General features: G+C 56.0%; 26 protein-coding genes and 2 pseudogenes. 16 read left to right on the forward strand and 12 right to left on the reverse strand.

Going from position 1 to position 25,786, the window contains the following annotated elements; all coding sequences use genetic code 11:
• Positions 1–23: 23 nt before the first annotated feature.
• The 3 genes from argC to ACZ1HV_RS16795 are packed head-to-tail and all read left to right on the forward strand — an operon-like array spanning position 24 to position 2,202.
• Complete coding sequence (gene argC / locus ACZ1HV_RS16785; RefSeq protein ID WP_472715786.1) at positions 24–974, forward strand: N-acetyl-gamma-glutamyl-phosphate reductase; 951 nt, start codon at positions 24–26, stop codon at positions 972–974.
• A 36-nt stretch (positions 975–1,010) separates the two neighbouring features.
• Positions 1,011–1,616 carry a 3-isopropylmalate dehydratase small subunit gene (gene leuD / locus ACZ1HV_RS16790; RefSeq protein WP_472715787.1) on the forward strand — a complete coding sequence of 202 codons (606 nt, stop codon included), beginning with the start codon at positions 1,011–1,013 and terminating at the stop codon, positions 1,614–1,616.
• Positions 1,617–1,674: 58 nt separating this feature from the next.
• Entirely contained in the window at positions 1,675–2,202 is a 528-nt protein-coding gene (locus ACZ1HV_RS16795; RefSeq protein ID WP_472715788.1) for a hypothetical protein, read from the forward strand.
• Between the two features lies 1 nt (position 2,203).
• On the opposite strand, the gene ACZ1HV_RS16800 is transcribed toward ACZ1HV_RS16795, so the two are convergent.
• Together ACZ1HV_RS16800 and ACZ1HV_RS16805 are read right to left on the reverse strand one after the other, a co-directional pair.
• Positions 2,204–2,710: a cyclic nucleotide-binding domain-containing protein gene (locus ACZ1HV_RS16800; protein WP_298817075.1), complete on the reverse strand. Its 507-nt coding sequence runs from the start codon at positions 2,708–2,710 to the stop codon at positions 2,204–2,206.
• Between the two features lie 25 nt (positions 2,711–2,735).
• Positions 2,736–3,419, reverse strand: a complete 684-nt coding sequence (locus ACZ1HV_RS16805; protein ID WP_152499314.1) for a response regulator transcription factor — start codon at positions 3,417–3,419, stop codon at positions 2,736–2,738.
• 194 nt (positions 3,420–3,613) lie between these two features.
• Here ACZ1HV_RS16805 and ACZ1HV_RS16810 point away from each other — a divergent pair, with 194 nt between their 5' ends.
• Entirely contained in the window at positions 3,614–4,153 is a 540-nt protein-coding gene (locus tag ACZ1HV_RS16810; RefSeq protein WP_472715789.1) for a L,D-transpeptidase family protein, read from the forward strand.
• Positions 4,154–4,166: 13 nt separating this feature from the next.
• Here ACZ1HV_RS16810 and ACZ1HV_RS16815 read toward each other — a convergent pair whose 3' ends face one another.
• The 8 genes and pseudogenes from ACZ1HV_RS16815 to ACZ1HV_RS16850 form a co-directional block, all read right to left on the reverse strand.
• Positions 4,167–4,655, reverse strand: coding sequence for a hypothetical protein (locus ACZ1HV_RS16815; protein WP_298816958.1), 489 nt, complete (start codon positions 4,653–4,655; stop codon positions 4,167–4,169).
• 140 nt (positions 4,656–4,795) lie between these two features.
• Entirely contained in the window at positions 4,796–6,181 is a 1,386-nt protein-coding gene (locus ACZ1HV_RS16820; RefSeq protein ID WP_472715790.1) for an FGGY-family carbohydrate kinase, read from the reverse strand.
• Between the two features lie 6 nt (positions 6,182–6,187).
• Complete coding sequence (gene rhaM / locus ACZ1HV_RS16825; RefSeq protein ID WP_472715791.1) at positions 6,188–6,502, reverse strand: L-rhamnose mutarotase; 315 nt, start codon at positions 6,500–6,502, stop codon at positions 6,188–6,190.
• Between the two features lie 4 nt (positions 6,503–6,506).
• Complete coding sequence (locus ACZ1HV_RS16830) at positions 6,507–7,520, reverse strand: ABC transporter permease (protein WP_298816964.1); 1,014 nt, start codon at positions 7,518–7,520, stop codon at positions 6,507–6,509.
• A gap of 13 nt (positions 7,521–7,533) precedes the next feature.
• Positions 7,534–8,499 (reverse strand): annotated as a pseudogene (locus ACZ1HV_RS16835) (ABC transporter permease); the annotation flags it as partial.
• Positions 8,496–10,049: a sugar ABC transporter ATP-binding protein gene (locus ACZ1HV_RS16840; protein ID WP_472715792.1), complete on the reverse strand. Its 1,554-nt coding sequence runs from the start codon at positions 10,047–10,049 to the stop codon at positions 8,496–8,498. The pseudogene ACZ1HV_RS16835 and the gene ACZ1HV_RS16840, both read right to left, overlap by 4 nt.
• 95 nt (positions 10,050–10,144) lie before the next feature.
• Entirely contained in the window at positions 10,145–11,137 is a 993-nt protein-coding gene (gene rhaS, locus ACZ1HV_RS16845; protein WP_298816971.1) for a rhamnose ABC transporter substrate-binding protein, read from the reverse strand.
• 54 nt (positions 11,138–11,191) lie between these two features.
• Positions 11,192–11,998 (reverse strand): DeoR/GlpR family DNA-binding transcription regulator, encoded by an 807-nt coding sequence (locus ACZ1HV_RS16850; RefSeq protein WP_298816973.1) that lies wholly within the window; start codon positions 11,996–11,998, stop codon positions 11,192–11,194.
• A 185-nt stretch (positions 11,999–12,183) separates the two neighbouring features.
• Here ACZ1HV_RS16850 and ACZ1HV_RS16855 point away from each other — a divergent pair, with 185 nt between their 5' ends.
• Together ACZ1HV_RS16855 and rhaI are read left to right on the forward strand one after the other, a co-directional pair.
• Complete coding sequence (locus ACZ1HV_RS16855) at positions 12,184–14,286, forward strand: bifunctional rhamnulose-1-phosphate aldolase/short-chain dehydrogenase (RefSeq protein ID WP_472715793.1); 2,103 nt, start codon at positions 12,184–12,186, stop codon at positions 14,284–14,286.
• Positions 14,287–14,436: 150 nt separating this feature from the next.
• Positions 14,437–15,719 (forward strand): annotated as a pseudogene (gene rhaI, locus ACZ1HV_RS16860) (L-rhamnose catabolism isomerase).
• 9 nt (positions 15,720–15,728) lie between these two features.
• Here the strand turns inward: rhaI and ACZ1HV_RS16865 are convergent.
• Complete coding sequence (locus ACZ1HV_RS16865) at positions 15,729–16,460, reverse strand: FadR/GntR family transcriptional regulator (protein ID WP_298984363.1); 732 nt, start codon at positions 16,458–16,460, stop codon at positions 15,729–15,731.
• Between the two features lie 155 nt (positions 16,461–16,615).
• Between ACZ1HV_RS16865 and ACZ1HV_RS16870 the strand changes: the two genes are divergently transcribed.
• Genes ACZ1HV_RS16870 through acuI form a run of 5 tightly spaced genes read left to right on the forward strand, consistent with a single transcriptional unit; the run spans position 16,616 to position 21,826 of the window.
• The gene (locus ACZ1HV_RS16870; RefSeq protein WP_472715794.1) at positions 16,616–17,413 is read left to right on the forward strand and encodes a DUF2182 domain-containing protein; all 798 of its coding nucleotides are present in this window, start codon (positions 16,616–16,618) and stop codon (positions 17,411–17,413) included.
• Between the two features lie 10 nt (positions 17,414–17,423).
• Positions 17,424–18,050 (forward strand): DUF1326 domain-containing protein, encoded by a 627-nt coding sequence (locus ACZ1HV_RS16875; RefSeq protein WP_298963930.1) that lies wholly within the window; start codon positions 17,424–17,426, stop codon positions 18,048–18,050.
• An 11-nt stretch (positions 18,051–18,061) separates the two neighbouring features.
• Positions 18,062–19,183, forward strand: a complete 1,122-nt coding sequence (locus ACZ1HV_RS16880) for a dimethylsulfoniopropionate demethylase (protein ID WP_298984366.1) — start codon at positions 18,062–18,064, stop codon at positions 19,181–19,183.
• A gap of 1 nt (position 19,184) precedes the next feature.
• Positions 19,185–20,819 carry an acyl-CoA synthetase gene (locus ACZ1HV_RS16885; protein WP_472715795.1) on the forward strand — a complete coding sequence of 545 codons (1,635 nt, stop codon included), beginning with the start codon at positions 19,185–19,187 and terminating at the stop codon, positions 20,817–20,819.
• A gap of 14 nt (positions 20,820–20,833) precedes the next feature.
• Positions 20,834–21,826, forward strand: a complete 993-nt coding sequence (gene acuI, locus ACZ1HV_RS16890; RefSeq protein ID WP_472715796.1) for an acryloyl-CoA reductase — start codon at positions 20,834–20,836, stop codon at positions 21,824–21,826.
• A gap of 60 nt (positions 21,827–21,886) precedes the next feature.
• Here acuI and ACZ1HV_RS16895 read toward each other — a convergent pair whose 3' ends face one another.
• Positions 21,887–22,750 (reverse strand): LysR family transcriptional regulator, encoded by an 864-nt coding sequence (locus ACZ1HV_RS16895; protein ID WP_472715797.1) that lies wholly within the window; start codon positions 22,748–22,750, stop codon positions 21,887–21,889.
• 98 nt (positions 22,751–22,848) lie between these two features.
• Here ACZ1HV_RS16895 and ACZ1HV_RS16900 point away from each other — a divergent pair, with 98 nt between their 5' ends.
• The 5 genes from ACZ1HV_RS16900 (at position 22,849) to ACZ1HV_RS16920 (ending at position 25,735) form a co-directional block, all read left to right on the forward strand.
• Positions 22,849–23,466 carry an FMN-dependent NADH-azoreductase gene (locus ACZ1HV_RS16900; RefSeq protein WP_472715798.1) on the forward strand — a complete coding sequence of 206 codons (618 nt, stop codon included), beginning with the start codon at positions 22,849–22,851 and terminating at the stop codon, positions 23,464–23,466.
• Positions 23,467–23,779: 313 nt separating this feature from the next.
• The gene (gene rpmI / locus ACZ1HV_RS16905) at positions 23,780–23,977 is read left to right on the forward strand and encodes a 50S ribosomal protein L35 (RefSeq protein ID WP_145345317.1); all 198 of its coding nucleotides are present in this window, start codon (positions 23,780–23,782) and stop codon (positions 23,975–23,977) included.
• A gap of 26 nt (positions 23,978–24,003) precedes the next feature.
• Complete coding sequence (rplT, locus tag ACZ1HV_RS16910; RefSeq protein ID WP_298817005.1) at positions 24,004–24,363, forward strand: 50S ribosomal protein L20; 360 nt, start codon at positions 24,004–24,006, stop codon at positions 24,361–24,363.
• A 133-nt stretch (positions 24,364–24,496) separates the two neighbouring features.
• On the forward strand, positions 24,497–25,141 hold the full coding sequence (locus tag ACZ1HV_RS16915) for a 3'-5' exonuclease family protein (RefSeq protein ID WP_472715799.1): 645 nt from the start codon (positions 24,497–24,499) through the stop codon (positions 25,139–25,141).
• A 264-nt stretch (positions 25,142–25,405) separates the two neighbouring features.
• The gene (locus ACZ1HV_RS16920) at positions 25,406–25,735 is read left to right on the forward strand and encodes a hypothetical protein (protein WP_472715800.1); all 330 of its coding nucleotides are present in this window, start codon (positions 25,406–25,408) and stop codon (positions 25,733–25,735) included.
• The last annotated feature ends 51 nt before the right edge of the window (positions 25,736–25,786 follow it).

The raw sequence follows: 25,786 nt of genomic DNA on the forward strand, positions 1-25,786 counted from the left end.
CTAGTTAAGGAGAGGATCGGGCGATGGTTGCGCGCGTATTCATAGATGGTGAAGTCGGTACAACGGGTCTGCAAATCCGTGAGCGCCTAGCCATGCGCGGTGACCTGGAACTGCTCTCCATTCCGGAAGAAAACCGGAAGGATCCTGCGGCGCGCGCTGATTTCCTCAACAAAGCCGATGTCGCGATCCTTTGCCTGCCGGATGCGGCGGCAAAGGAAAGCGTGACGCTGATTGAAAACGACACCACGCGTGTGATCGATGCCTCGAGCGCTCATCGGGTCGCCGAAGGCTGGGCATATGGTTTTGCGGAAATGGACCGGGCACAAGGCGACGCCATCGCCGCTTCCATGCGTGTTGCCAATCCCGGATGCTGGCCTCAAGGTCTGATCGCATCCATACGGCCCTTGGTCGCAGCGGATCTGCTTCCGTCCGACTTTGCGGTCAATTTCCATGGAATTTCCGGGTATTCGGGCGGCGGCAAAGGCATGATCGCCGAATATGACAGCCTGGGTGTCAGTGCCAATGTGCTTGCGCCCTATGGGCTTGGCTTCAATCACAAGCATCTTCCGGAAATGACTGAATATGCGCTGATCGACAGAGCGCCCCTGTTCACGCCAACGGTCGGAAACTATTACACAGGTATGCTGACGGTCGTGCCGCTAAACCTGGCAGCACTCGACAAGGTGCCGACTGGTGCGGAAATCCACGCCGCTTTGAGCGACCATTATGCCAGTGCTTCCGGTGGCTTCGTCGATGTTGCGCCTCTGGACGCGCTGGAGCGCTCAGACGAGCTCAATCCGCAAGCGCTCAACGACACCAACCGGTTACGCCTTCACGTTTTTGCCAATGATGCGCGCGCGCAAGCTGCGATCATTGCCGTTTACGACAACTTGGGCAAAGGCGCATCAGGCGCCGCCGTCCAGAACCTCAATCTGATGCTCGGAGTTGATCAGACCACAAGCCTTGCGGCTTGAGGTGATGCTTCCGGCCAGACCCTTCAGGAGACAAAGATGGAAAAATTCGAAACCCTGACCGGTGTTGCGGCACCGATGCCAATCATCAACATCGACACGGACATGATCATTCCGAAGCAATTTCTGAAGACGATCAAGCGCACCGGCCTTGGAACCGCATTGTTCCATGAAATGCGTACCAATGATGATGGTTCTGAGAACGTTGATTTCATCCTGAACAAGGCCGCTTATCGCGACGCCAAGATCTTGATCGCAGGTGATAATTTCGGTTGCGGGTCGTCCCGTGAGCACGCTCCCTGGGCTCTTCTCGACTTCGGCATCCGCTGCGTGATTTCAACGTCGTTCGCCGACATCTTCTACAACAACTGCTTCAAGAACGGCATTCTGCCGATCGAAGTCTCCGAAGACGAGTTGGAAACCCTGCTGCACGCATCTGAGCGCGGGTCCAACTTCACTTTGACCATCGATCTGGAAAAGCAGGAAATTCAGGGTCTCGAGAGCGGTGACATTGCCTTCAAGATCGATCAGTTCCGCAAGCACTGCCTGATCAACGGCCTGGATGACATTGGTCTGACCATGGCCAAGTCAGAGCAGATCGACAGCTTTGAAGGATCGATGGTCGAAAGCCGCCCTTGGGTTTGATAACAACGCGACCTATAAGGTCTTGCTGGTACACTAACACCACGGCTTCTTTGAAGCCGTGGAGCGTTTCGGCATTGGCCAGGAAATAAAACAGGTGCGGGTGACAATCCGTCCAGGTCGAATAGGCGATCAGCCGACCATTGCCAAAATCGCTAGATCAGTTTGCAGTGCTCTTGAAAGTCATTGCACTGATCCCGTGGCGTTTTCAAGTTGGGTTGGTAACCTATCAAGCTATCAATTTCTGCATGAAGCTTATGTTGCTGAAACAGAAATTGGCCCGGTTGCAGTAGTACACTTCATACCTTCTTGGAACGATAAACCGGACTGCTTTGATCTGTCAGTGCCGCTCATTCGGTACTTGTTTGTGCCTCCGGGCCTAGACACGCATGAATTCACAAGAAGGTTGCTCGAAGTTTGCATTTGGCGGGCACGCCGGGATGGAAATTCCTCCGTGGCCATTCACGCAACACCAATCATGAGTGCAGAGCTAGAGCTGATAACAAAAATGGGGTTCGAGTTCGTCCGTGCTGCTCCGGCAATTCACGGCATTCCCTTCAACATCTATTCCAAAAAGCTCTCGTACTAAATCACGAGTTCTTTTCGTCATTCCGCACACGTCGTTCCGCGTTGAGCTGTTCCAGCTCAGCCATCTTGTCGCCGAGTGGGCGGAGGACAGAAACCGTGTGGCGGAATTGATTGACGCGCTGGCTGAAGAGACGTTGGGCGAGTTCCGGGTATTCCTGGATCATACGTTTGAAAAGCGCTCGGCGGATGCGGATGATGCGGACGCCTTCAACCGCCTCGGCCCGGCATGGACGCTTGTTTTCCGCCAGCAACGCGGTTTCGCCCAACAGCGTTCCTTCTCCGACACGGTCGACTTCGTCGAAGCCATCCTCGCCCCGAATTTGCAGACTTACCGTGCCGCTTGTGATCACGAGCCCGCCATCGGCGCGCTCGTCCTGATCGAACAAGCGCTGGCCGCTGCCATACTCCATGCTTTCGGCGCTGAAGGCGAGCAGACGCAACTGGTCCTCAGCGAAGTCCGACAGCATCGGGATTTGTTTGAGAATCGCTATATCTTGGGCAAGGCTCATGCCCAAGATTTACGCCGAATAGCTCTCAGGGCACAAGCTTATATCCACCGGCTTCTGTCACGAGAAGCTCGGCATTGGACGGATCGCGCTCGATTTTCTGCCTCAGCCGGTAAATATGGGTCTCAAGCGTGTGTGTGGTGACACCGGAATTGTAACCCCATACTTCATGCAATAGCACGTCTCTGGTCACCGGCTTTTCACCTGCGCGATAGAGAAACTTGAGGATGGAGGTTTCTTTCTCGGTCAGCCGAACTTTACCGCCGGCATCATCCTGCATGACTTTTGCAGCTGGGCGGAACGAGTAGCGGCCAATAGCGAACGTGGCATCTTCGCTCTGCTCGTGCTGGCGCAGATGAGCGCGGACACGGGCCAGAAGCACCGCGAATTTGAATGGCTTGGTAACATAGTCATTTGCGCCGGCTTCCAGCCCAAGGATCGTGTCGCTGTCCCCGTCATGGCCCGTAAGCATGATGATTGGCGCCTTGAAGCCGTTTTTGCGCAATAGCTTAACAGCTTCACGGCCATCAATATCCGGGAGCCCGACGTCCATCAGAAGCAGATCAACATGCTCATCCTTGGCAAGGCCGATACCGGACGTGGCTGAATCCGCCTGGATGGTCTCGAACTCATCATAAAGGGAAAGCTGTTCCACCAGCGCTTCGCGGAGTTCGTTATCGTCGTCGACTATCAAAATCGTGCGGGCGGTCATTGTCGAGGTCCTCGCCAAAAATCTTCAAAACTGATCACGCTGATTTGTGCAAACTACACATGCGTGTTGCTGCCTCTATGTGCGTGGGAAATTCTCGCCATACAAGCCATGCGTCGTCAATTCTTCTTCACGCGGGGTTTAAGGCTGGTTTATCAAGTTCTTCTGTCCTGCAGCCTAAACGGAACGGAAATCAAATGACAGCCCACCGGAAAATGGCAGATACGCTCGAAGTTCGAGCGTGCCCGCGTGATCGAACCAAGGGCATTTTGCGTGTTGGGCAGATCACGGTTCCGTGTGCGCTTGGCCGATCGGGCATTGTGACACGGAAAAAAGAGGGTGATGGCGCGACGCCGGCGGGACGGTACGAACTGCTCCATGTCTACTATCGTCCCGACAGGGGTTTACCTCCACCGACAGAGTTGCCGTGCTATTCCTTGTCGCCATCCTCCGGCTGGTGCGATGACCCGGCGCATAGACGCTACAACAGGCCCGTTGACCTGCCGTTTGACGCCGGCCATGAAAAAATGTGGCGCGAGGACCGGCTTTACAATGTCGTCGTTGTCCTGGACTGCAACATGTCTCCCGCCGTAAAGGGGCGCGGCAGTGCCATCTTTTTCCATATTGCGCGCGAGGACTATAGCCCTACGGAAGGCTGTGTCGCTGTTGCGCCCGCACATATGCGATTGCTGCTATCTCTTGTTGGTGTGGGGACGAACATGCTGATCGTCCCTTGAAAGGCCACGGACGTCAGGGCGTGGCGGCGACTTGCGGACGATAAATGATGAAACTTCCGCTGACAGTGACAGAGGTTCTGACACCATTGTCGTCGGTAGAGGAGTAAGTCCGGGTGCCAAAGTTGTTGCGAACAACGACCTGATCTTCGGTCACGTTGCTTTCCAGGAAGGAGGCCAGTCCATTGGCATCAATGCTCTCCAGGATGGCGGTGTGTCTCGGAGCACCCCGGCTCATGACAGTTTCAGACCAGCTGCCGTCCGAGTTCGTGACCCTTGTCGTGACTTCAAATCGGGTAAACTGGAAGACATCTCCAGGCTGAGCCTGGCTTAGCTGTTGAACGACACGTCCCCAGACATAAGTGCCTGAGGGCTTGATAAAGCCCACGCTTTGGTAACCGTTGTTGACGAGTGTCCAGCATTCACCATTGCCTTCCACCCGGCCAAGGCGCTGGGTTGCGAAGGAGATAAGTTGCTGGGCCTGTTGAGCGGTAACGTCGGGCATTTTCAATAATCCTTAAGCTCGCACCCCTGATGATCTCACGTTACGGCAAGTGCGAACCGATTGCTGTGCCCTGAGTCACAAATTTGTGAATGTCGATCGTCGCGGATTGTAAGTCACCAAACCGGATTTGGTTGCTTCAATTAGCCTCGGACTGCGCTTTTCCATTCACCGGCGTAGTCAGACAAACGGCTATCGGATGTTTCTTCCTTGTGTGAACGCTCCGACTTGGAAGCCTGTGCGGTGGCCTTTTTGTCCAGAAGAAGTGCAGCGCCGATGCTTGTTCCCGTAGAGGAGCCTGATGAAGTCTCCACTAAACGCCCCGTCGCTGCCGCCAGCATGTCCAGATAGAGCGAATTGCGCGCAAACGGGCCTTCGACCAGGCTGGGACCGCGGGCTCCTGTCATTTTCAGGCATTCCGCCGTCATCAAAGCGAGGTAAAAAGACAGTGCGGCATAGCGCTCTCCGTCAGAGAGTTTTGTTTCCTCGGTGTTCCAACAATGTGTTTTCCCCTGAAAGGGACCTGAGCGCGGGTCTACGGCAGGAAAGAGCATGATTGGCCGAGCGAGGACATGCTCAACGTCCTGGGCTGTACACAATGCTTTGCGTTTGCCCATAACGAGATCGAATTCTCTCCCTCCCATGAACCGCGCCGAAGGGACCGGGTCACCATGTGCATTCACGTTAATCAAGGTGTCTCGATTTGGATCGAGTGTGACGCCAACACCGCCGATGGCGAGCGTGATGACCCAGGTGCCGGTGGAAATGACTGAAAATGGAGGGTGCCGCTCCAGTAGATATGGGTAAAGTGAGGCGTTGGAATCGTGAATACCGCAGGCAACTTCCAAATCGGCAGGCATTCCGATTTTTCGTGCAACCTCCGGCAAGAGTGGCCCCATGAGATCCGCAGCCCTTTTGACCGGAGCCATCCGTGCGCTTAAGCCCAGTTTGGTGACGAGGCTTGAAAATCCTGCCACCTGCGGACACCAGAGGTCGGTATGACAGCCAAGAGACGTTACCTCATTGGCTAGTTTTCCCGTCAATCGGTAGGTCCAGTACTGAGGATAGGTCAGCACTGTGGCAATGCGGTCGTGCAGTGTCGGGTCGTTGCTCAGTTGCCAATGAATCTGGGCGCCGACATTCAGGCCCATGCGCAAACGTGGCGATCCGGTTTCGGTAAATGCAGGCCGGATGGCGTCATATTCGCTCGCAAGCTCGCCCGGTCCGGCAAACTCGTAGTCAATCACTGGAGCTGCCAGCTGACCATTTTTGTCGAGTAGGACCGCACTTGCACCATGCGCTGTGACCGAAAGGGCATCAATGCCGTGGGCGAGGTTGAGTTTCTTGAGTGCATTGCAGATAAAATCCCAATGCCCATCGATGTCATAATGGGGATAAGGCGGCCCCGGGAGAACCTTGTTGGGCCGCGTCAAAACGCCGATTTCCGCGCGATTTTCGAGATCGACAACTGCAACTTTTGCATTGGTCTTGCCGATATCGATGACGCCGACATGGTGGATGGTGGCCATTTGCCGTCATTCCATGTGAAAGACGGGCGTGAGGTCTGTCACGACAGGTTTGTTGTCGGGTTCGCTGGCCATGATGTCAGCCATATGCGCCCACCATTTCCGCATCACCGGGTGGTCGGGCAGGGCGTCCATAGTGTGATTGTCTTCGCGCCACAAAACCCCGAAGAGGATGTTGGTGTCCGGGTCCAGATGAATGGAATAGTCCCGGATACCGGCATCTTTCAACAGAGTGATCAACTCCGGCCAGATCTCGTCATGCCGCTTTTTGTATTCGTCTTCCATACCGGGATTGAGCAACATCTTGAAAGCGACTTTTTCCATGTGATCAGGCTTTCCGTCTGGCGAGAATCTGGCGAACTATTCTTGGCAACGCGATGACCGCAATCAGCAGAAGGCCGATGAAAATCGACATCACGATGCCCGGAACGTTCAAGAGACCAAAGCCGAAGGTCACCATTCCCATCACGAAGGCAGCGATTACGACACCGGGAATGGATCCTGAACCGCCCAAGATGCTGACACCGCCAAGAACGACCATGGTGACCACTTCAAGTTCCCAGCCGAATGCGATCGAGGGCCGGGTCGCACCCAGGCGCGATGTCAGGCAAATGGCTGCGACGCCCGACATGAGGCCGGTGAGCAAAAACAGCGCAAACTTTACGCGGGTTACGCGAATACCGGAAAAGAGCGCACCAACCGGATTGTTGCCGATCGCGAAAACCGCCCGTCCGAAATTGGTCCTGTGAAGGAGTATGGCAAAAATGACAGCTGTAACTGCAAACAAGACGAGCTCGAAGGTAATGACCCACCAGACATAACCCTGACCAAAAAAGCCGAATTCAGAAGGATAGCCGGTGTAGGCCTTGTCTCCCAGGACGATATAGGAAATGCCTCGAAAGAGGCTCATCGTGCCGATTGTGACCACTATGGATGGCAAACCCAGGCCCGTGACGAGAAAGCCATTGAAAGCCCCGCACAGGAGACCGACACCAAGCCCTGTTAGGATCAGAAGCGGGGTTTCCGCACCGAGTTGTAGAGCGAACCCCATCGCCGTTGACGCTAGCGCGATGATCGAGGCGACCGAGAGGTCGATCTCTCCTGAGATGATCAGCAACGCCATGGCGAAGGCGATCATCGCCTTTTCAGTGAAATTGTAGGTCGCGTCGGAAAGGTTCCACGGATCCAGGAAATAAGGAGAGGCGAAGCTGTTCAGGATGAAAACAGCCACGGCAACGCAAAGCAGCAGCAGCTCCCAGCTTGCCAGAAACCTGTGCAACGGGGTCTTCAATCGATCCGGGATCTGCCGTCCGGTCGAGGCCTGGTGTGTCGCAAGGCTCATGTTGCATGTTCCGCTTTTTCAGGATCACCCGGCCTTTGGTCCGGTTGGACGTTGCGTTGAAGGCAACGGCGATGATGATGGCGCTGCCCGAAATGGCGAGTTGCCAAAACGGTGAGATATTGACGACTGGTAGGGCGTTCTTGACGATGCCGAGAAAAAGTGCCCCCAGGAGCGCGCCGCCAACCGACCCTATACCGCCCGCAATCGAAATCCCGCCGATGACGCAGGCGGCCACGACTTCAAGTTCGAATCCGCCCGCAATGTCGACATAGGCAACCGCGTACCGGGCTACCCAAAGGTAGCCGGTGAGACCGGCCAGAGCACCGGATATGATGTAGGCTGCGCATTGGGTCAGCCCCACATTGATGCCGGTATAAACAGCAGCGTGCGGATTGCCGCCCACAGCGAAGAAGGCCCGCCCGAGCGCTGTGCGCCCGATCAGGACAATGAAGCCGATCAACACCAGGATTGCGATCCAGGAGAGCACGGGCAAGCCGAAGACGACATCCCGCGGAAAAGCCTTGAAGGCGTCGCTCATTTCATGCGCGTTGATCCACTCGCCACCGGAGATGACAAAAATGATGCCGCGATAGATGGTCATTGTACCGAGCGTGACAACGATCGGCGGTATGTCGAGTTTCCACACAAGGAGGCCATTGAAGAGACCCATGACGGACCCCAGTCCGATGGCAATCACCATGATCAAAGGGACGGGGAGATCTGGCAGAAGGGTGTTGAGCATCGCGACCACCATCCCGGTGAGGGCCAGATTGGCAGCAACCGACAGGTCGATACACCGGGTGAGGATCACAACCATCTGACCGAGCGCGAGAATGATCAGCGGAGCCGTGTCGTTGAAAACATTGACAAGATTTGCGGGAGCGACAAAAGCCGGGAAACGCGAGGCGATGGCGCCGACAAGGACAAGGATGGCCATCGCCAAAACCGTCTCGCGGGACTTGATCAGAGAGTGGATCATGGGCGCGCCTCCACAATGCCGGCAGCTGCACGCACGAGATGTTCCGGGGTCAGGTCTGGACCTTCAAACTCTGCTGCGATTCGGCCCTCCCTCATGACGATCACGCGATCGGACATCCCTAGGATTTCGGGAATCTCTGATGACACCATGATCACCGCAAGGCCTTCTGCCGCCAGTTCTGCCATGAACTCGTGAACGGCAGCCTTGGAGCCGATGTCGATGCCCTTTGTTGGTTCGTCCAGGATGATGACCCGTGGTTTCGTTGCCAGCCACTTGGCGATGACAACTTTCTGCTGATTGCCGCCTGACAATTCTCCAATGTCCTGGTCGAGTGCTGCGGCACGCAAGTCCAGGCGCTTGGTGTAATCGTGTGCGAGCCTGAATTCCTCCACCAGCCTCAGAAAACCGTTTCTGGAAGTCTCCTTGAGAGACGGCAGGGAAATGTTCTGGAAAATGGGCAACCCCTTGACCGCACCCTGCTTGCCCCGATCTTCCGGGACATAGACGATGCCATGACCGATGGCTTCATTTGGATCTCGAATGACAGCGACTTGATCGTCGATGCGAATGGCACCCTTCGAGGGCCGGGTCACACCGAAAAGGGCCTGCATGAACTCACTGCGGCCTGCGCCGACAAGGCCATAGAATCCGAGAATTTCACCGGATCGCAGGGCAAAGCCAATATCCTCAAATTCGGTCGGATGCGAATATCCGACCACCTTGAGCACTTCCTTGCCGAGTTCTGGTGCGCGTTTCGGGAACACCTGATCGACCGACCGTCCGACCATGAGTTTGACCAGTTCGCGCTCGGATACATCCTTGATGCGCCCGGCACCGACCATCTGTCCGTCCCTGAAGACTGTGTAACGATCTGCGATCCGAAAGATTTCATCGAACTTGTGACTGATGAAGAGAATGGCTTTTCCTTCAGCTTTCAGCCGTTCAACGAGCTCGTAAGTCTCTTCGATTTCCTTGTGCGAGAGAGATGCCGTGGGCTCGTCCATGATTACGATACTGGCGTCTATCGAGAGTGCGCGGGCGATTGCCACCAGATGCTTGTTGGCGATGCCGAGTTCCCGCAATGTGACATGCGGATCGATCGACGCGCCAATTCTGTTCAGAAGGTTTTGTGCCTGGTTGAGCATTTCGCCGCGGTTGATCAAGCCGAGGCGGGTCTTTGGAGCGTGCCCTATGAAGATATTCTCCGCGACCGACAGGTCGTCAAACAAAACCGTTTCCTGATGAATTGCGGTCACTCCGGCTTTTCCGGCATCTTGAGCAGTCGGAAAAGTGACCCGGTTTTCGTCAATGACGATTTCACCCTCATCGGGTTGATAGATGCCGGTCAAAATCTTGACGATGGTGGATTTGCCGGCCCCGTTTTCGCCGACAAGTGCTGTGACTTCGCCAGGATAAAGCTCCAGGGCAACCTCAGACAGTGCCTTGACCCCGGGAAAGGACTTTGAGATGCCCGTCAGAGACAAAGCCGGTTTGGATCCCTTGGCGGACTGAGGATGTGCGTCTTCAATGCCCTGCGTGTTCGCAAGCATAATCATATCCCGGAGCCAGTTGTTCTTGTTGGTTCAGGAGACCCGGTGCAAGGCACCGGGCCTGAGACATCCTAAGATGGATCTAAGCAGCGGGCTTAGAAAATATCTTTGAAGTCGTTGATGTTGGAGCTGTCGTAAACGAACGGGTCGGCCATTGCGCCTTCGTTGTTGTCGTTCAGCTCAAGTTTGCCCATGCGGCCCATTTCAATTTCAGCGCCGGGTGCAGCTTCAGCCTTGCCGGTAGCGAGGTTGTAGGCCAGCATAGTTGCTGAATAGCCGAGATCGATCGGGTTCCAGATGGCGAATGACTTGGATGCGCCTGACTCGATATGCCCGGCCATCTCAGAGGGCAACCCGAGACCGGTGACGTTGATCTGTCCGGCTTTTTCAGCGTCCGATACGGCCTGGGCGGCGGCGACGATGCCGACAGAGGTCGGTGCGATGATCGCCTTGAGGTCGGGATAAGTCTGCATAAGGCCCTGGGCTTCGCGGTAAGACTTGTCGGCCAGATCGTCACCATAAACCGTCGCGACCACATTGATGCCGGGGTAGTTGCCCTTGACCTTGTTCATCTCCTCGATCCAGATGTTCTGGTTCGTCGCGGTGGCAGATGCGGAAAGGACCGCGACATCGCCGCCGTCAGGCAGATGATCAGCTGCCAGCTTGATGATCATGTTACCGATCAGTGGATTTGACGACGGATTGAGATGCAACTGACGGCCTTCGGGAGCAACGCCTGAATCCCAGGAAATCACCGTAATGCCGCGGTCCATTGCCTTTTTGAGCGCTGGAACCAGAGCATCCTGGTCGTTTGCGGAAATCGCGATGGCATCAACCTTCTGCGCGATCAAGGCATTGATCACTTCGATCTGACCTTCCGCCGTCGTGTCTGTCGGGCCGGTATAGATGATTTCCACATCGCCCAGTTCCTTGGCGGCTTCTTCCGCGCCTTTTGCGGCGGCTTCAAAGAAGCCGATCCCGAGTGCCTTGACAACCAGCGCAATACGCTTGTCTTCGGCTTGCGCTGGAGCGGCGATGCAAACGGCAGCAACCGCTGTTGCAGCCAGTAGTGACTTGAAGAGTTTCATTGCTTCCTCCCTATATGAACTGCCGGGCCGTTGAGCGTTCCGGCAGAATGCCGGCTACCCGCTTGAGGTCGCCTTGCTCTGTGTGGCGTTTACCGATGCCACGATCAGATTGATGTCGGCCTGTTCCAGCATTTTGGCCGCGTTGTCCGGAATGCCGTCGTCCGTGATCACGGTTGAGATCCTTTCCAGGGCACACAGGATCAGGCTGGACCGCGCGCTGAATTTCGACGAATCCACAAGCACGACCAACTCGTCCGCCTGGCCGATCAGTTTCTGTTCTGCCTGGATAAGAAGCGGATCGGCTTCCATCAGACCGAGAGGGCCGAGGCCCTGCGCGCCCATGAACATCCGCTTTGCATAGAAATTCCGCGTCACGTCATTGTCGAAGGGGCTCAAGATGATGTTTTGCTCCCGGTAGATCACTCCTCCGGACAGCATGATCGTGTTCTTGGAGTTCTTGAGTAGATGTTCGGCGATCGGGAAGGAGTTGGTGAACACCTGCATCCGCTTTGTCGCCAGAGGATGGACCATCTGGAACGTTGTGGTGCCGCCATTGATGATGATCGCGTCGCCGTCTTCGCAGAGTTCAACCGCTTTTTGAGCGATTGCGCGTTTTTGCGCGATATTGATCGTTTCATTGACGCTGAAGGGCCGTCCCGCCAAGCCGACAAACTGTGGTGGGTGGATGGATTCCGCACCGCCACGCACACGGCGCAGTTTCTTTTGCACATGCAGCTGAGCAATGTCGCGGCGAATGGTTGCTTCAGAGGAATCCGTCAACGCCACCAATTCCTGGACCGTGACGACAGGCCGATCCTGGACAGCGGACAAGATGATCCTGTGGCGTTCTTTCTCGTGCATGTAGTCCTCCCGTTAATCAAACGTTTTCATCATTATCAGTCACTGTCAATCAAAAAAGATCAATAATGATCATTTTGCAGCGCAATATGATTGAAGATGATTGTTTTTGATTGACATTCAATTCTGATCAAGCGAGTGTCTAGCCAAACAAACGACCGCTGTCAGGCGCATTCTGGGAGGACACCATGTTGAATTCGGCCGCCGGGTCCCGGCTGGAAAACCTGTGGGACGATCAAAAGGCGTCGGGCATGAGTGGGCCTGAACTTCTTCTTTACCGTTCCAATCTTCTTGGATCAGACAAGCGCATTACCAACTATGGTGGCGGCAACACCTCCGCGAAAGTTCTTCAAAAGGATCCACTTGCAGGCGATGAGGTTGAGGTCCTCTGGGTGAAAGGCTCGGGAGGTGACGTCGGCACCATCAAGATGGACGGTTTTGCGACGCTTTACATGGAAAAGCTGCGCGCATTGAAGAGCCTCTATCGCGGAGTTGAGTTTGAAGATGAGATGGTCGGCTACTTGCCGCACTGCACATTCAACCTCAACCCGCGTGCGGCATCTATCGACACGCCCCTTCATGCCTATGTTCCAAAACCGCACGTTGATCACATGCACCCGGATGCGGTCATCGCAATCGCAGCGGCGGCTGACAGCAAGCAAATTACGCGGGACATTTTTGGAGACGATATCGGTTGGCTGCCCTGGAAACGACCTGGATACGAGTTGGGACTGTGGCTCGAAAAATATTGCGAGGCGAACCCGCAGGCGCGGGGCGTTGTGCTTGAAAGCCATGGATTGTTTACCTGGGCGGACACCGCCAAGGAGTGCTACGAAACAACGTTGGAAATCATTAACAAGGCCATAGGCTGGTTCGAGGATAAAACTGCGGGCAAGGATGCCTTCGGGGGTGTCAGGTGCACTGCTCTGTCACCGGTCGAGAGGCGGAGTATTGCCGCCCGGCTCATGCCGGCAATTCGGGGCATGGTCTCCGGCAAGCAGCATATGGTCGGACATTTCGATGACAGCGATGCAGTCCTGGAATTCGTCAACTCCAATGACATGGAAGCCCTGGCAGCGCTGGGGACCAGTTGCCCGGACCATTTCCTGCGCACGAAAATCAGGCCGCTCGTTGTCGATTTCGATCCAACCGATCCAGACATTCAGGCAACACTCTCCGGTCTGGGTCAGGCGGTGGAAACCTATCGTGACGAATACGCTGCCTATTATGCGCGTTGTAAACATGACAACAGTCCGGCGCTTCGGGATCCGAACGCCGTCGTTTATCTGGTGCCGGGTGTCGGAATGATCACCTTTGCCAAGGACAAGGCAACCGCTCGAATTTCAGGTGAATTCTACACCAATGCCATAAACGTCATGCGAGGTGCTTCCAGCGTTTCGACCTATTGCGGGCTGCCGGAGCAGGAAGCCTTCGACATTGAGTACTGGTTGCTCGAAGAGGCGAAGCTGCAACGTATGCCAAAGCCGAAAAGCCTGGCGGGACGGATCGCGCTGGTGACCGGCGGAGCTGGCGGTATCGGGTCGGCAACCGCAGAGCGGTTTTTGCGCGAAGGCGCCTGTGTCGTCCTTGCCGATATCGACGCGGACGCCCTTGCGGCAGCTGCGTCAAATCTGAGCGGGCGCTACTCAAAGGATGTCGTCCGGGCTGTCGCGATGGACGTCACGAGTGAAGACGCGGTTGCGGAAAGTTTCTCGCGTGCCGCGATGGAATTCGGCGGCGTCGACATCCTTGTGTCGAACGCTGGCATTGCCTCTTCCGCACCGATAGAGGAAACGACACTGGAACTCTGGAACCGGAACCATTCCATCCTGTCGACCGGCTATTTCCTTGTGTCGCGCGGGGCATTCCAGGTGCTCAAGACACAAGGGCTTGGCGGTTCCATCGTTTTCATCGGATCGAAAAACGGACTGGCGGCTTCACCGGGCGCCAGCGCCTATTGTACGGCGAAGGCGTCAGAGCTGCATCTTGCCAGGTGTTTGGCACTTGAAGGAGCGCCTGAAGGTATCCGCGTCAATGTGGTCAACCCGGATGCAGTGCTTCGCGGGTCCAAGATCTGGTCCGGAAACTGGCTGAAGGAACGGGCGGAAGCCTATGGCAAAGACACTTCCGAGCTGGAAGAACACTATCGTCAGCGGTCCCTGCTGAAGCGATCCGTTCTGCCGGAAGATATCGCTGAAGCGAGCTATTTCTTTGCTTCCGACGTTTCGTCAAAATCGACCGGCAACATCATCAATGTCGATGCCGGGAATGTGCAGGCATTTACGCGCTAGCATCTAACCCGGATGTCGCTCTGCTCACGGTTTCGAGCTGGGCGAAGTCCTCAAGGTTGAACCCACGTTCAGACAGTGTTTCACCCCTTTCGAGCACGCCGGACCGCTTGGTCACGAATTGGCGAGATGGGTCAGGAAAGGATCTTCAAGATGATGATCGACAAATCAGTGATCGTGCAGGAAAACGAAGCGGGTTTGACCGCCTTGAAACGCGACTATGAAACTCTGGGTGAACAGCTGGACCGTCGCGGCATTGCGATTGACAGTATCAAAGCCAGGGTTTCCGATTACGGTGTCGCCATCCCTTCCTGGGGGTTGGCACTGGCGGTACACGATTTGCGCGTTTCCCCGGCAAAGGTGAGCCCCGGCACATATTCGACAAGCTTGAGGATTGCGCGGTTATCCAGCAGCTGACCCGCGCGACGCCCTCGGTTTCTCTTCACATTCCCTGGGACAAGGCGGATCCGGCAGATCTGAAGGCGAAGGCGGCATCGCTCGGTCTTGGGTTCGATGCGATGAATTCCAACACCTTTCAGGACCAGCCGGGGCAAACGCATTCCTATAAATACGGGTCTCTGACGCATACCGACGCCGCGACGCGGCAGCAGGCGATTGATCATAATCTGGAGTGCATCGAGATCGGCACAGCCATAGGCTCAGCGGCGCTGACGATCTGGGTTGGAGACGGGTCCAATTTCCCGGGACAGACCCACTTTGTCCGGCAGTTCGAGAGATATCTGGACTCAGCGAAAGCAATTTACGCGGAGTTGCCCGAAAACTGGCGACTTTTCACGGAGCACAAGATTTTCGAACCTGCTTTCTATTCGACTGTCGTGCAGGACTGGGGCACCAATTACCTCATTGCAAAGGAGCTTGGAGACAAGGCCTTTTGCCTCGTTGATCTCGGACATCATGCGCCGAACGTCAACATCGAGATGATCGTCGCGCGTCTTGTACAATTCGGTAAACTGGGCGGGTTCCACTTCAACGACAGCAAATATGGTGATGACGATCTGGATACCGGTTCGATCGATCCTTATCGGTTGTTTCTGGTCTTCAACGAGCTGGTCGATGCGGAGACGCACAGTGTCGAAGGTTTCGATCCTGCGCATATGCTTGACCAGTCGCACAACGTGACCGACCCGATCGAAAGTCTCATGGTGAGCGCGATGGAAGTTCAACGTGCCTATGCACAGGCACTGCTCGTCGACAGATCGGCGCTGCGTGATTATCAGCAGGACAACGATGCCCTGATGGCCTCAGCGACGCTGAAGTGGGCCTTCCAAACTGATGTTGAACCCATTCTTGCCATGGCCCGGTTTGAAAATGGGGGTGTTATCGATCCGGTTTCGGCCTACCGCGCCTCCGGGTACCGGAACAAGGTCGCTGAGATACGGCCGGAAGCGACCGGTGCAGGTGGTGGAATTGTCTGAAGCCGTCAGTCAGTTGCCGATTGGCTTGCGACGCTGAGCGGCAAGTTCGCGGGTATAGGCAGACAAAGATTCGAGCTGAGCCGACGCCACGTCACTGTCGCCGGCTTTCAGTGCGGCGAGCATCGCTTCATGAATTTCGGCGATGCGCTGGCGGTCGCGCAGTCGATAGACCAGCATGTTCATAAGCGGCTGCATGGCTTCAAAAGCCGAAGATAGTTGAAACGCGAGCAATGGGCTGTCAGTGGCATCGGCGACAACTGAATGAAAGCTGACATCAGAAGCGCAGAAGTCTTCGTCGCTTGTCTCTGGATTCCGTTGGCGGGCAATCTCTGTTTCGAGCGCTTCAAGCTGTTCTTCGGTTCGATTTAGGGCCGCCATCGGCAGCGCCGCCATTTCCAGCGCGAACCGGGATTCAATCGCATCTTCAAACGGAATGTCGTTCATGCCGATCAGCAGGCGCGTGGTCGTCACGAGATTGGCCTTGGCTTCGTCCCAGGTCATGCGGTTGACGAATGCACCGCCGGAAGAACCGCGTTCACTGCGGATCAGGTTTTGGGCGGCCAGCCTTTTCAGCGCTTCGCGAACTGTCGAGCGTGAGACGCCGAAGCGCTCCGACAATTCAGCTTCGCTGGGGAGGCGTTCCTCTCCGGCGAGGCGTCCTTCGAGAATAGCATTTCGGATGGCGTTGGCGATCTGGACCGAGAGTCCTTCCTTCTGAATTGTATTAAATTCAATCGCCAAGGAGCCCTCCCGCCATGCAGTTCAATTTCATCGCGATCAACCTAATGGCCTCTGACTCGAGGGTCAAACGGAAAAAACAAATGTCAGACAATTAAAAGTTTGACTTTTCAATTCACGAGGAGCAGCGTAAGCGCAATCAAGTCTGGGAGGACAGGGTGAAGGCTATCGACCGACTTTTGCCCGGCCACAAGGCAATGTGGCTTACGTTTTTTGCGAGCATTCTGCTGGCCTGGAGTGTTCTGTTCGCCATGCAGGCTGCCGTTGATCCGGCTTTGAATTGGCAAGGCTCGGCTGCGGAATTATTGCTGTCGCTTTGTTCGCAATCTGCAGCTGACGCCGGACTCGGCTCGGCCGTGGTGATGTGGTCGTTGATGGCACTTGCGATGATGGCGCCGACAGCTTTCCCGGCCCTTCGTACCTATTCCGATCTGACCCATACTGATGCTGCCGGCACATGGTCTTTTGCAGCTCTAGCTGGCGGTTATCTAACAGTCTGGCTGGGATTTTCAGTTTTGGCGGCCCTGGTACAAGTGCGGCTGGCAAGTGCTGGTCTTCTCAATCCCTTTGGCCAGGTGACTTCGGTTCTTTTCAATGGTGGCCTCTTGATCCTGGCGGGCGTTTATCAGTTCAGCCCGCTCAAGGAGGCGTGCCTTAAAGCCTGCCAAAGTCCGCTGACGTTTTTCATGGGCCATTGGAGACCAGGCGTATCAGGAGCTCTTTGGCTTGGCCTGAGGCTGGGGGCTGTCTGCCTTGGATGTTGCTGGGCCTTGATGCTGCTGGCGTTTGTCGCTGGCACGATGAACCTTGCCTTCATGGGTCTTGCGATGGTGCTGATGACGCTGGAGAAACTGCCGCAGATCGGTTCCAGGGTCAGCGTGCCGCTTGGTGTTTTTCTAATTCTGGCGGGACTGACTGTGGTCCTCCTGCCCCTCGTAACAACCCAATCAGTCTAGGGAGAAACTGATGTCCGGATGGGCCATTCGCGGTGAATTGATCTTGAACTGCAACTGCACGGTTTTCTGTCCGTGCGTGGTGTCGCTCGGAAAGCATCCGCCGACCGAGGGGTACTGTCAGACCTGGGGTGGTATTCGCATCGACGAAGGGCACTATCAAGGTGAAGATCTGTCCGGTCTGAACATCGGGCTGCTGATTGAAATTCCCGGACTGATGGCGCGTGGTAACTGGAAGGCCGCGGTTTTCATTGATGAACGCGCGAGTGATACGGCGTTTGAAGGTCTTGTAAAGATTTTCTCCGGCCAGGCCCGGGGGACGACCGGATTGTTCAAGGTGCTCGTGAGTGAGTTTCTCGGAGCAGAGCGCGCGCCGGTGTCTTACACAAATGAAGGCAAGACGCGCCGTTTGGTCGTGGGCAAGGCCATCAAAGGTGAAGTCGTGCCGGTGCCGGGTGCAAATCCTGATGAAGACATCGTTATTTCCAACACGGAATACTGGATGGGCCGGGATATCACTGTTGCCACGGCAACGCAGGGCCGCGTGCGGGCCTATGGCCGGGTTTGGGATTTCGACGGCCGCAGCGCTGAGATTTGCCAGATCGACTGGTCGGGTCCGGCTGCCGAACAGGCTGCATAAAGGAGATCGAAATGCAGGTCCCCGCGCTTTCAGTTTCCCGCCGTACCCGAAAGACGCCGTTTTCACGGCGCGTTCAGGCCGCCGGTGTCAAGGGATACACGGTCTATAACCATATGCTCTTGCCGACGGTGTTTGAGAGTGTGGAAGCGGACTATCGTCACCTGAAATCCAAAGTTCAGCTTTGGGATGTTTCATGCGAGCGGCAGGTGGAACTTTGGGGGCCTGACGCAGCACGTTTGGCTCAGATGCTGACGCCGCGCGATCTGTCCGGCATGACTGAAGAGCGGTGCTACTACACGCCGATGGTCGATGAAACCGGTGGCATGCTGAATGACCCGGTGACGACGAAACTTGCCGAAGACAAGTTTTGGGTGTCAGTAGCGGATAGCGATCTTCTGTTCTGGATAAAGGGCCTCGCTCATGCTTTCCGGCTGGAGGTCGATGTTGATGAACCGGATGTCGCTCCGCTTGCGATCCAGGGGCCGAAAGCCGAAGACCTGGTGGCGCGTGTCTTTGGAGAGCGGATCCGCTCCATTCGTTTCTTTCACTATGACTATGTCGAGTTTGAGGGCCAGAGGCTGGTTCTGGCCCGGTCAGGCTACTCAAAACAGGGGGGCTTTGAACTATATGTTGAAGGGTTCGATCTCGGCGAACCTGTCTGGGATGCCTTGATGGAGGCCGGTGAAGACATGGATGTCCGTGCTGGTTGCCCGAACCTGATTGAGCGGATCGAAGGCCAGTTGCTGTCCTATGGCAATGACATGACCAGAAACAACACGCCCCATGAATGCGGGTTGGGGCGGTTCTGCCAGACAAAGGACGCAATTGGCTGCATCGGCAGGGATGCGCTGCTGCGGGTTGCCGTGGAAGGGCCCGTCCGGCAAATCCGCAGCGTAGCCATTGACGGTGATCCAGTGCCGCCGTGCGATGAACTCTGGCCGATAATTGCAGGCGGCCGCCAGGTCGGCACGGTGAGCTCGGCAGCCTATTCCCCGGATTACCGGACCAATGTCGCGCTCGGCATGGTGCGCATGACGCATTGGGATGATGGAACCAAGGTACAGGTCGACACCCCGCACGGTATGAGAGCCGCCACAGTCTGGGAAAAGCCGTTTATTCACCAGGAGCCCTGAGATGAAGGAGCACTACAACGCCTTCTCCAGGCAAGCAGCCAACTACGTGCCCTTGTCACCGCTTTCCTTTCTCGAAAGGACAGCGGCGATCTTCCCTGAGCGAACCGCCATCATTTACAACGAGCGCCGATACTCATGGTCCGAAGTCAAGGACCGTGTCTGCAGGGTCGCGGCCCAACTGGTTGCGTTGGGAATCAGGCCGGGAGACACGGTTTCCGTCATGGCAGCGAACACCCCGGAAATGTTCGAACTGCACTATGCCGTGCCTTTGACAGGTGCGGTGCTGAACACGATCAATACGAGGCTTGAACCTGAAACGGTCGCTTACATCCTGGATCACAGCGACGCGAAGCTGGTCTTTGTCGATACGGCCTTTTCTGATGTCGTCAAAAAAGCATTCGAACTCAACGAAGCTATCGTTCCGGCCGTCAATATCGTTGACGCATACGGCCCCGGCGGGGCTTGCATCGGGTCGTTGACCTATGACCAGCTGGTGCGGGAAGGTGATCCGAATTTTCCGTGGCAAGGGCCCAACGACGAATGGGACGCACTTGCCCTCAATTATACGTCGGGAACCTCAGGGCGACCCAAAGGTGTTGTCTATCATCATCGCGGCGCATACCTCATGTGCATGGGCACGCCCCAGGCGTGGGAGTTACCGCGCCATCCTGTCTATCTTTATTCTGTGCCGATGTTTCACTGCAACGGCTGGTGTCACGCCTGGACCATGACACTGATGGCGGGGACGATTGTCTGTATCCGCCAGATAACCGGCGAGGCGGTTTTCAGGCTGATTGCCGAACACCGGATCACGCATCTCGGCGGAGCGCCGATTGTGCTCTCCATGCTTTTAAACACGCCAGAGGGTCAACGAAGGGCCATCAGCCACAAGGTCAAGGTCATGACCGCGGGTGCACCGCCTCCAGCATCTGTTCTTGCCGGCGTGAGGCAGTTGGGCCTGGAAGTGATGCAAGTCTATGGCCTGACAGAGACCTATGGACATGTTGCTCAATGTTTGTGGCGCGAGGAATGGGACGAATTGTCCGCGGACGTGCAGGCCGAGCGGCAATCGTGGCAGGGTGTCGGTTTTCCGATGACGGAAGAGATTGACGTGATCAGCCGCGACACCGGAGCGCCTGTTCCCTGGGATGGGGAAACGCAGGGCGAGATTGTCATCAGAAGCAACACGGTAATGAAAGGCTACTACAAGAACCCGGAGGCAACAGCCGATGGGTTTTCCGGTGGCCGGTTCAACTCCGGCGATGCTGCCATTCGCCACCAAAACGGCTATATCCAGATCCGGGACAGGTTGAAGGATGTGATAATCTCAGGCGGAGAGAATATTTCCTCCGTCGAGGTCGAGGGCGCTTTGCACCGGCACCCGGACGTGGTGCTGGCCGCCGTCGTTGCCTTGCCCGATGAAACCTGGGGCGAAGTTCCTTGCGCCTTTGTCGAGCTGAGGGATGGCAGCGCGGAAACGGAGGAAAGCCTGATTGCCTTTTGCCGTGAGAACATGGCCGGCTTCAAGCGACCCAAGAAGATTGTCTTCACCGAGCTGCCCAAGACCGCGACCGGTAAGATCCAGAAATTTGTCCTGCGCAAGCAGGCCAGGTTAATTGCCGAAACAACAGTTTAACAGGACCAGATGAAATGACGTTCAAAGCCCTAATTGTCGACAAGGATGAAGACGGCAAGACCAATGCCTCCGTACAGGAAATTGATCTGACACAATTGCCTGCTGGCGATGTGACCGTTGCGGTGGACTATTCGACCCTGAACTACAAGGACGGTTTGTGCGTGGGGCCTGGCGGCGGACTGGTCAGAAACTACCCGCATGTTCCGGGCATTGATTTCGCAGGCACGGTCGAGGAGTCCAACGACGATTGGTACAAGCCGGGCGACAAGGTTGTGCTGACCGGCTGGCGCGTTGGTGAAGCCTGGTGGGGCGGTTATGCGCAAAAGGCCTGCGTGAAAGGCGAGTGGCTGGTTCCGTTGCCGGAAGGTTTGAGCACCCGGAATGCCATGGCAATCGGAACAGCCGGTTTCACCGCCATGCTGGCGGTGATGGCATTGGAAGAGCATGGCCTGAAGCCTGAAAACGGTCCTGTTCTGGTGACAGGAGCTGCAGGTGGTGTTGGATCCGTCGCGACGGCCATTTTGGCCAATCTCGGCTACGAAGTCGCCGCTGTAACAGGGCGCGAAAGCACCTGGGACTATCTGAAATCGCTCGGTGCCAGCCGCATTGTGCCGCGAGACGATGTCGCTGAGACCGTCAAACGTCCTCTGGAATCGGAAACTTGGGCCGGCTGCATCGACGCGGTTGGCGGATCGATGCTTGCAAGGGTTTTGGGTCAGATGAAATACGGCGCGTCCGTTGCTGCGGTTGGTCTGGCCGGTGGTGCTGCATTGCCGGCAACCGTCGTTCCCTTCCTGCTCCGCGGTGTCAATCTTCTAGGCATCGACAGCGTGATGAAGCCCTATGACGCACGTCTGAAGGCCTGGGAGAGGCTGGCCAAGGACCTGCCCATGGATAAGCTCGAGGCAATGATCCAGCCCGCGACACTGGAGGATTTGCCCAAATTGGGAGCCGATATTCTCAAGGGGCAGGTGAAGGGCCGTGTTGTGGTCGATGTGAACGCCTGACACGGTATCAGGGTGGTCAGACTGCTGGCCGCCCGTAATGCTCTTTCAGAAAATCGATCATCACCCTGACCTTCTGTGGCAGATAAGACCTGCTCGGGTAGACAAGCCAGGCGGCTGTTTCAAAAGATGCCGCTGCGCAGGCGTAATCCGGAAAAGGTCAACCAGCGTTCCTCTGCGCAAATCCCGCTCCACCAACATGATCGGCATGAGTGCGATGCCCATGCCGAGACGAGCCGCCGACCGGATCGACAAGGCGTTCGATATGACGGTCGCGCCACCGATCGGGACGGCGAAGGCCTCCACACCGTCTTGCTCCCGAAATTGCCAATAGGTTCGAAAGCCCGGAATGGCGAACCGGATACACTCCCGCTCCGACAGGTCGTTCGGGTGATGGACTGGGCCCGTTCTTTCGATGTACTCCGGCGAAGCAACTGCCCGGTAACGCGTTGTCATCAGTTTGCTGACAATCCAGTCTCCTTTCGGCATGGAACCGAACCGGACGGCAAGGTCAATTCCGTCTGCCCTTAAATCGAGGTTTGAGTCAGACGCCAGAAGCTCAACGTCAATTTCCGGATATCTTTCCTTGAATTCGGGCAGTACCGGGAGCAAGCATTCCTGAGCGAATGAAATGCTGACCGTCATGCGCAAGGTTCCTCTCGGAGAAATTGCTGTCGTTCGGGCTTCGTCTCCGGCTGCATCAAGCTCTTCCAACAGCGGAGCAATGCGGTTCAGATAGAGTTCCCCTTCGCTTGTTGGCGCAAGACTGCGGGTGCTTCGCTGGAACATCCGAAATCCGACATCCTGCTCCAGCTGCGCGATGACGCGCGACACGCTTGAAGCGTCGAGATCCAGAAGTCTGGCAACGGCAGCAAAGCTGCCAAGGTCGCGCACGAGGAGTGCTGTCTTGAGTGTTGAAAGCTCCATTCGTGCAGTTTACGCACGACTTCGATGCGTTTCGACGTATTTTTTGAACTGGCGCATGAAATTAAATCCGACTTGCCATTCACCAAGGAGGTCAGTTCATGACACAGTTGCTTCGCATCAATTCTAGTTCCCGCCGGGAAGGGTCGCATTCTGCAGCCGTGGGAGATGCCTTTGAAGCTGAATTCAGAGCGCAGCATCCGGGATGCAGCGTCATTACCCGAAATGTTTCTGACGGTTCTATCCCGTTCATCGCCCAGAAAACCATTGAAGGGTTCTATGCCCCACAGGATGGTCTTCCTCTTGAACTGCAAGCTGCAACGGCCTTGTCGGACAGTCTGATCGCAGAAATTCAGGCATCAGATACGCTTTTGCTTGCGGTCCCGATCTACAATTTCTCAATTCCAGCCGCTCTCAAGGCCTGGGTCGATCAGATTTCGCGCATCGGTCATACATTTTCCATGGGAGAAGGCGGTTTCAAGGGGTTGGTCAAAACGCGTCGCGCGGTTGTTGTCTGTACCTATGGCGCTGAAGGATACTTGGCGGGCGAGCCCTTTTCCGCGGCAAACTTCGTACAGCCATATTTGGAGTTCCTGTTGAACTTCCTTGGCATAGAAAATGTTGAATTCGTTCATGTGCAGGGTACAGCAATTGCGGCAGCCGACGCATTTGCCGATAGGCTGGAAGCGGCAAAGGTCGAAGCGAAACGGGCTGTCTAGGTCTTGAAAAGAGACTTCGAACCGGGACTTAGATTATCCAGCTTTTGAAGATCAGAACGCTTGATGCCCGTTGCGCCAGGCTGGTGCGACGGGTGCGGGCTTTTTAGGGTGTCGGGAAACGCCCGTTTCCGGTTGCATTTCCGCGGATCCTCCCATATAAGCGCCCGGTCCAGAGTCGTCCGGCTCGTCGTGGACTGGTTTTCTGCATTCTCTTGCAGGCCTCCATCGACAACCAAGGGCATGCCGTGTCGGCTCTGAATGCACCAAGAAAGAAGCGCCCGTTTGAGCGGACGCACCAAGGAAAGGATGCAAAATGCCCAAGCTGAAGACGAAGTCAGGCGCCAAAAAGCGCTTTAAAGTGACTGCGACCGGCAAGGTGAAAACCGCGCAGGCCGGCAAGCGCCATGGCATGATCAAGCGCACGAACAAGTTCATCCGTAACGCCCGTGGCACCACCACGTTGAGCGATCAGGATGCACGGATCGTGAAGCAGTTCCTGCCCTACGCATAACGCCAGCCCCGAAGGAGATCACCTAAATGTCACGCGTCAAACGGGGCGTAACCGCCCACGCTCGTCATAAAAAAGTTCTGAAGGCCGCCAAAGGTTATTACGGCCGTCGCAAGAGCACCATCCGTGTTGCCAAGCAGGCTGTCGAGAAGGCTGGCCAGTACGCTTATCGCGACCGCAAGGCCAAAAAGCGGAATTTCCGTTCGCTCTGGATCCAGCGCATCAATGCGGCAACCCGTCAGCACGGCCTGACCTATGGCCGGTTTATCGACGGTCTGAACAAGGCTGGTGTTGAAGTTGACCGCAAGATTCTGTCCGATCTCGCGATCAATCAGCCCGATGCCTTCAAGGTTCTGGTTGACAGGGCGCAGGGCGCTCTGACTGCTTAATCCAGGCAGTCACGAACAAGATTTCTTTAAAGCGCGGCCTTATCGGGCCGCGCTTTTTATTTAGTTTGCGTGACCACGCTGTTCCGGCCCAGTTAGGCCAGACACTCTCCGGAAAAGAAGCGATGAAGGCCGGATGTCGCATACAATTGTCTTTGACAGCGAGTTCCTGACAGCCCCCGGCGCAAAGGGCCGCATGTGGTGTGGGCCTTTGGACCCCGATCCCTGTGTCGCGCAAATTGGTGCCGTGAAACTGTCTCTTGAGCCGGGCTTCCGTGTGCTTGAGACAGAGCGAGTATTTATCAAAACCGCGGACCGGTATGGAAAGCCGACTGTTGCCGATCCGTTCTTCACAGAATTGACGGGTATCACCCAGGCTCAGATCGATGCCGAAGGAGTAAGACCTGAAGATGCGCATCTGAGCCTGGCCCGAATTGCGGGCGATGCAACGCTGTGGTCCTGGGGCAAGGACGAAATGTTTCTGATGGCGGTTAGCTGCTACGTCGCCGGCGTAGCACCGCCAATTCCGGCCCACCGGTTTGGGAACGCGGCAAGTCTTTTAAACAAGGCGGGTATGCCCTTGGATGATATCGGCAGGACGACGAGCGGAGAACTTGCACAGTACTTCGGTTTGCCAACCCCGCCTGGACGTCATCATGATGCGCTCGATGACGCAATGTCGATCACGGTCTGCCTACAGCATCTTCTAAGAACGGGACGCCTGGACGCTTCCGACTTTGAGTTGCCGAGTCCCAAAGCCGGGGTCATGGCTCACGCCTGATCAAATCAGGACAGATTCAGAAAACGGGACGGGATTTGCCGGTTTTGCAAAGGCAAGTTCTATTTCTTGTTGCGCGCAATATCCCCGTTTTCCCCGCGCAATCTCCAGTCGCGCACACTTTCGTTAACTTTTGTGACCCTGTTTTGGCGGTTTTCCGCGGACAAAAGGTTAACGCCTTCCTATATTGGCATGGTGATTGCGAGGTTTCAGACAGGAAGGCGCTGGCTGTGCCAATTTGAAACAAAGAGGCGTTGATACGTGCGAGTGAACCCAGTTACATCGGCAGGACGTGCCAATGTGAGGCGCAAACGTCCCTCAATGGGAGAGACGGAAAGCGAGCGCCAGGGCAAGAGCTTTGCCTCATATCTGCCGGAGCCGCCCAAGCCGGACCTTGAGCGTGATCATGACGCTTTCACTGGACGCTATTACCCGAATTCAGTCTTTCTGGCCCATCTGATCGCAACACGCGATTACGACATCCAGACCCGTCAGGCCCGCCCTGCTGAAACTCTGTCAGGAGCGAACAGCTATCGCGCTATGGCAGCATTGCCACGTCAGCGTGGGGCTGGACACCTGCTCAAAACAGAGCGCTGATCTTTTCGAAATTTTGAATTCCAGAAGTACCACTGGATAGCCTCGGCCCGG

This window comes from Roseibium sp. JB4-4 (assembly GCF_055693425.1).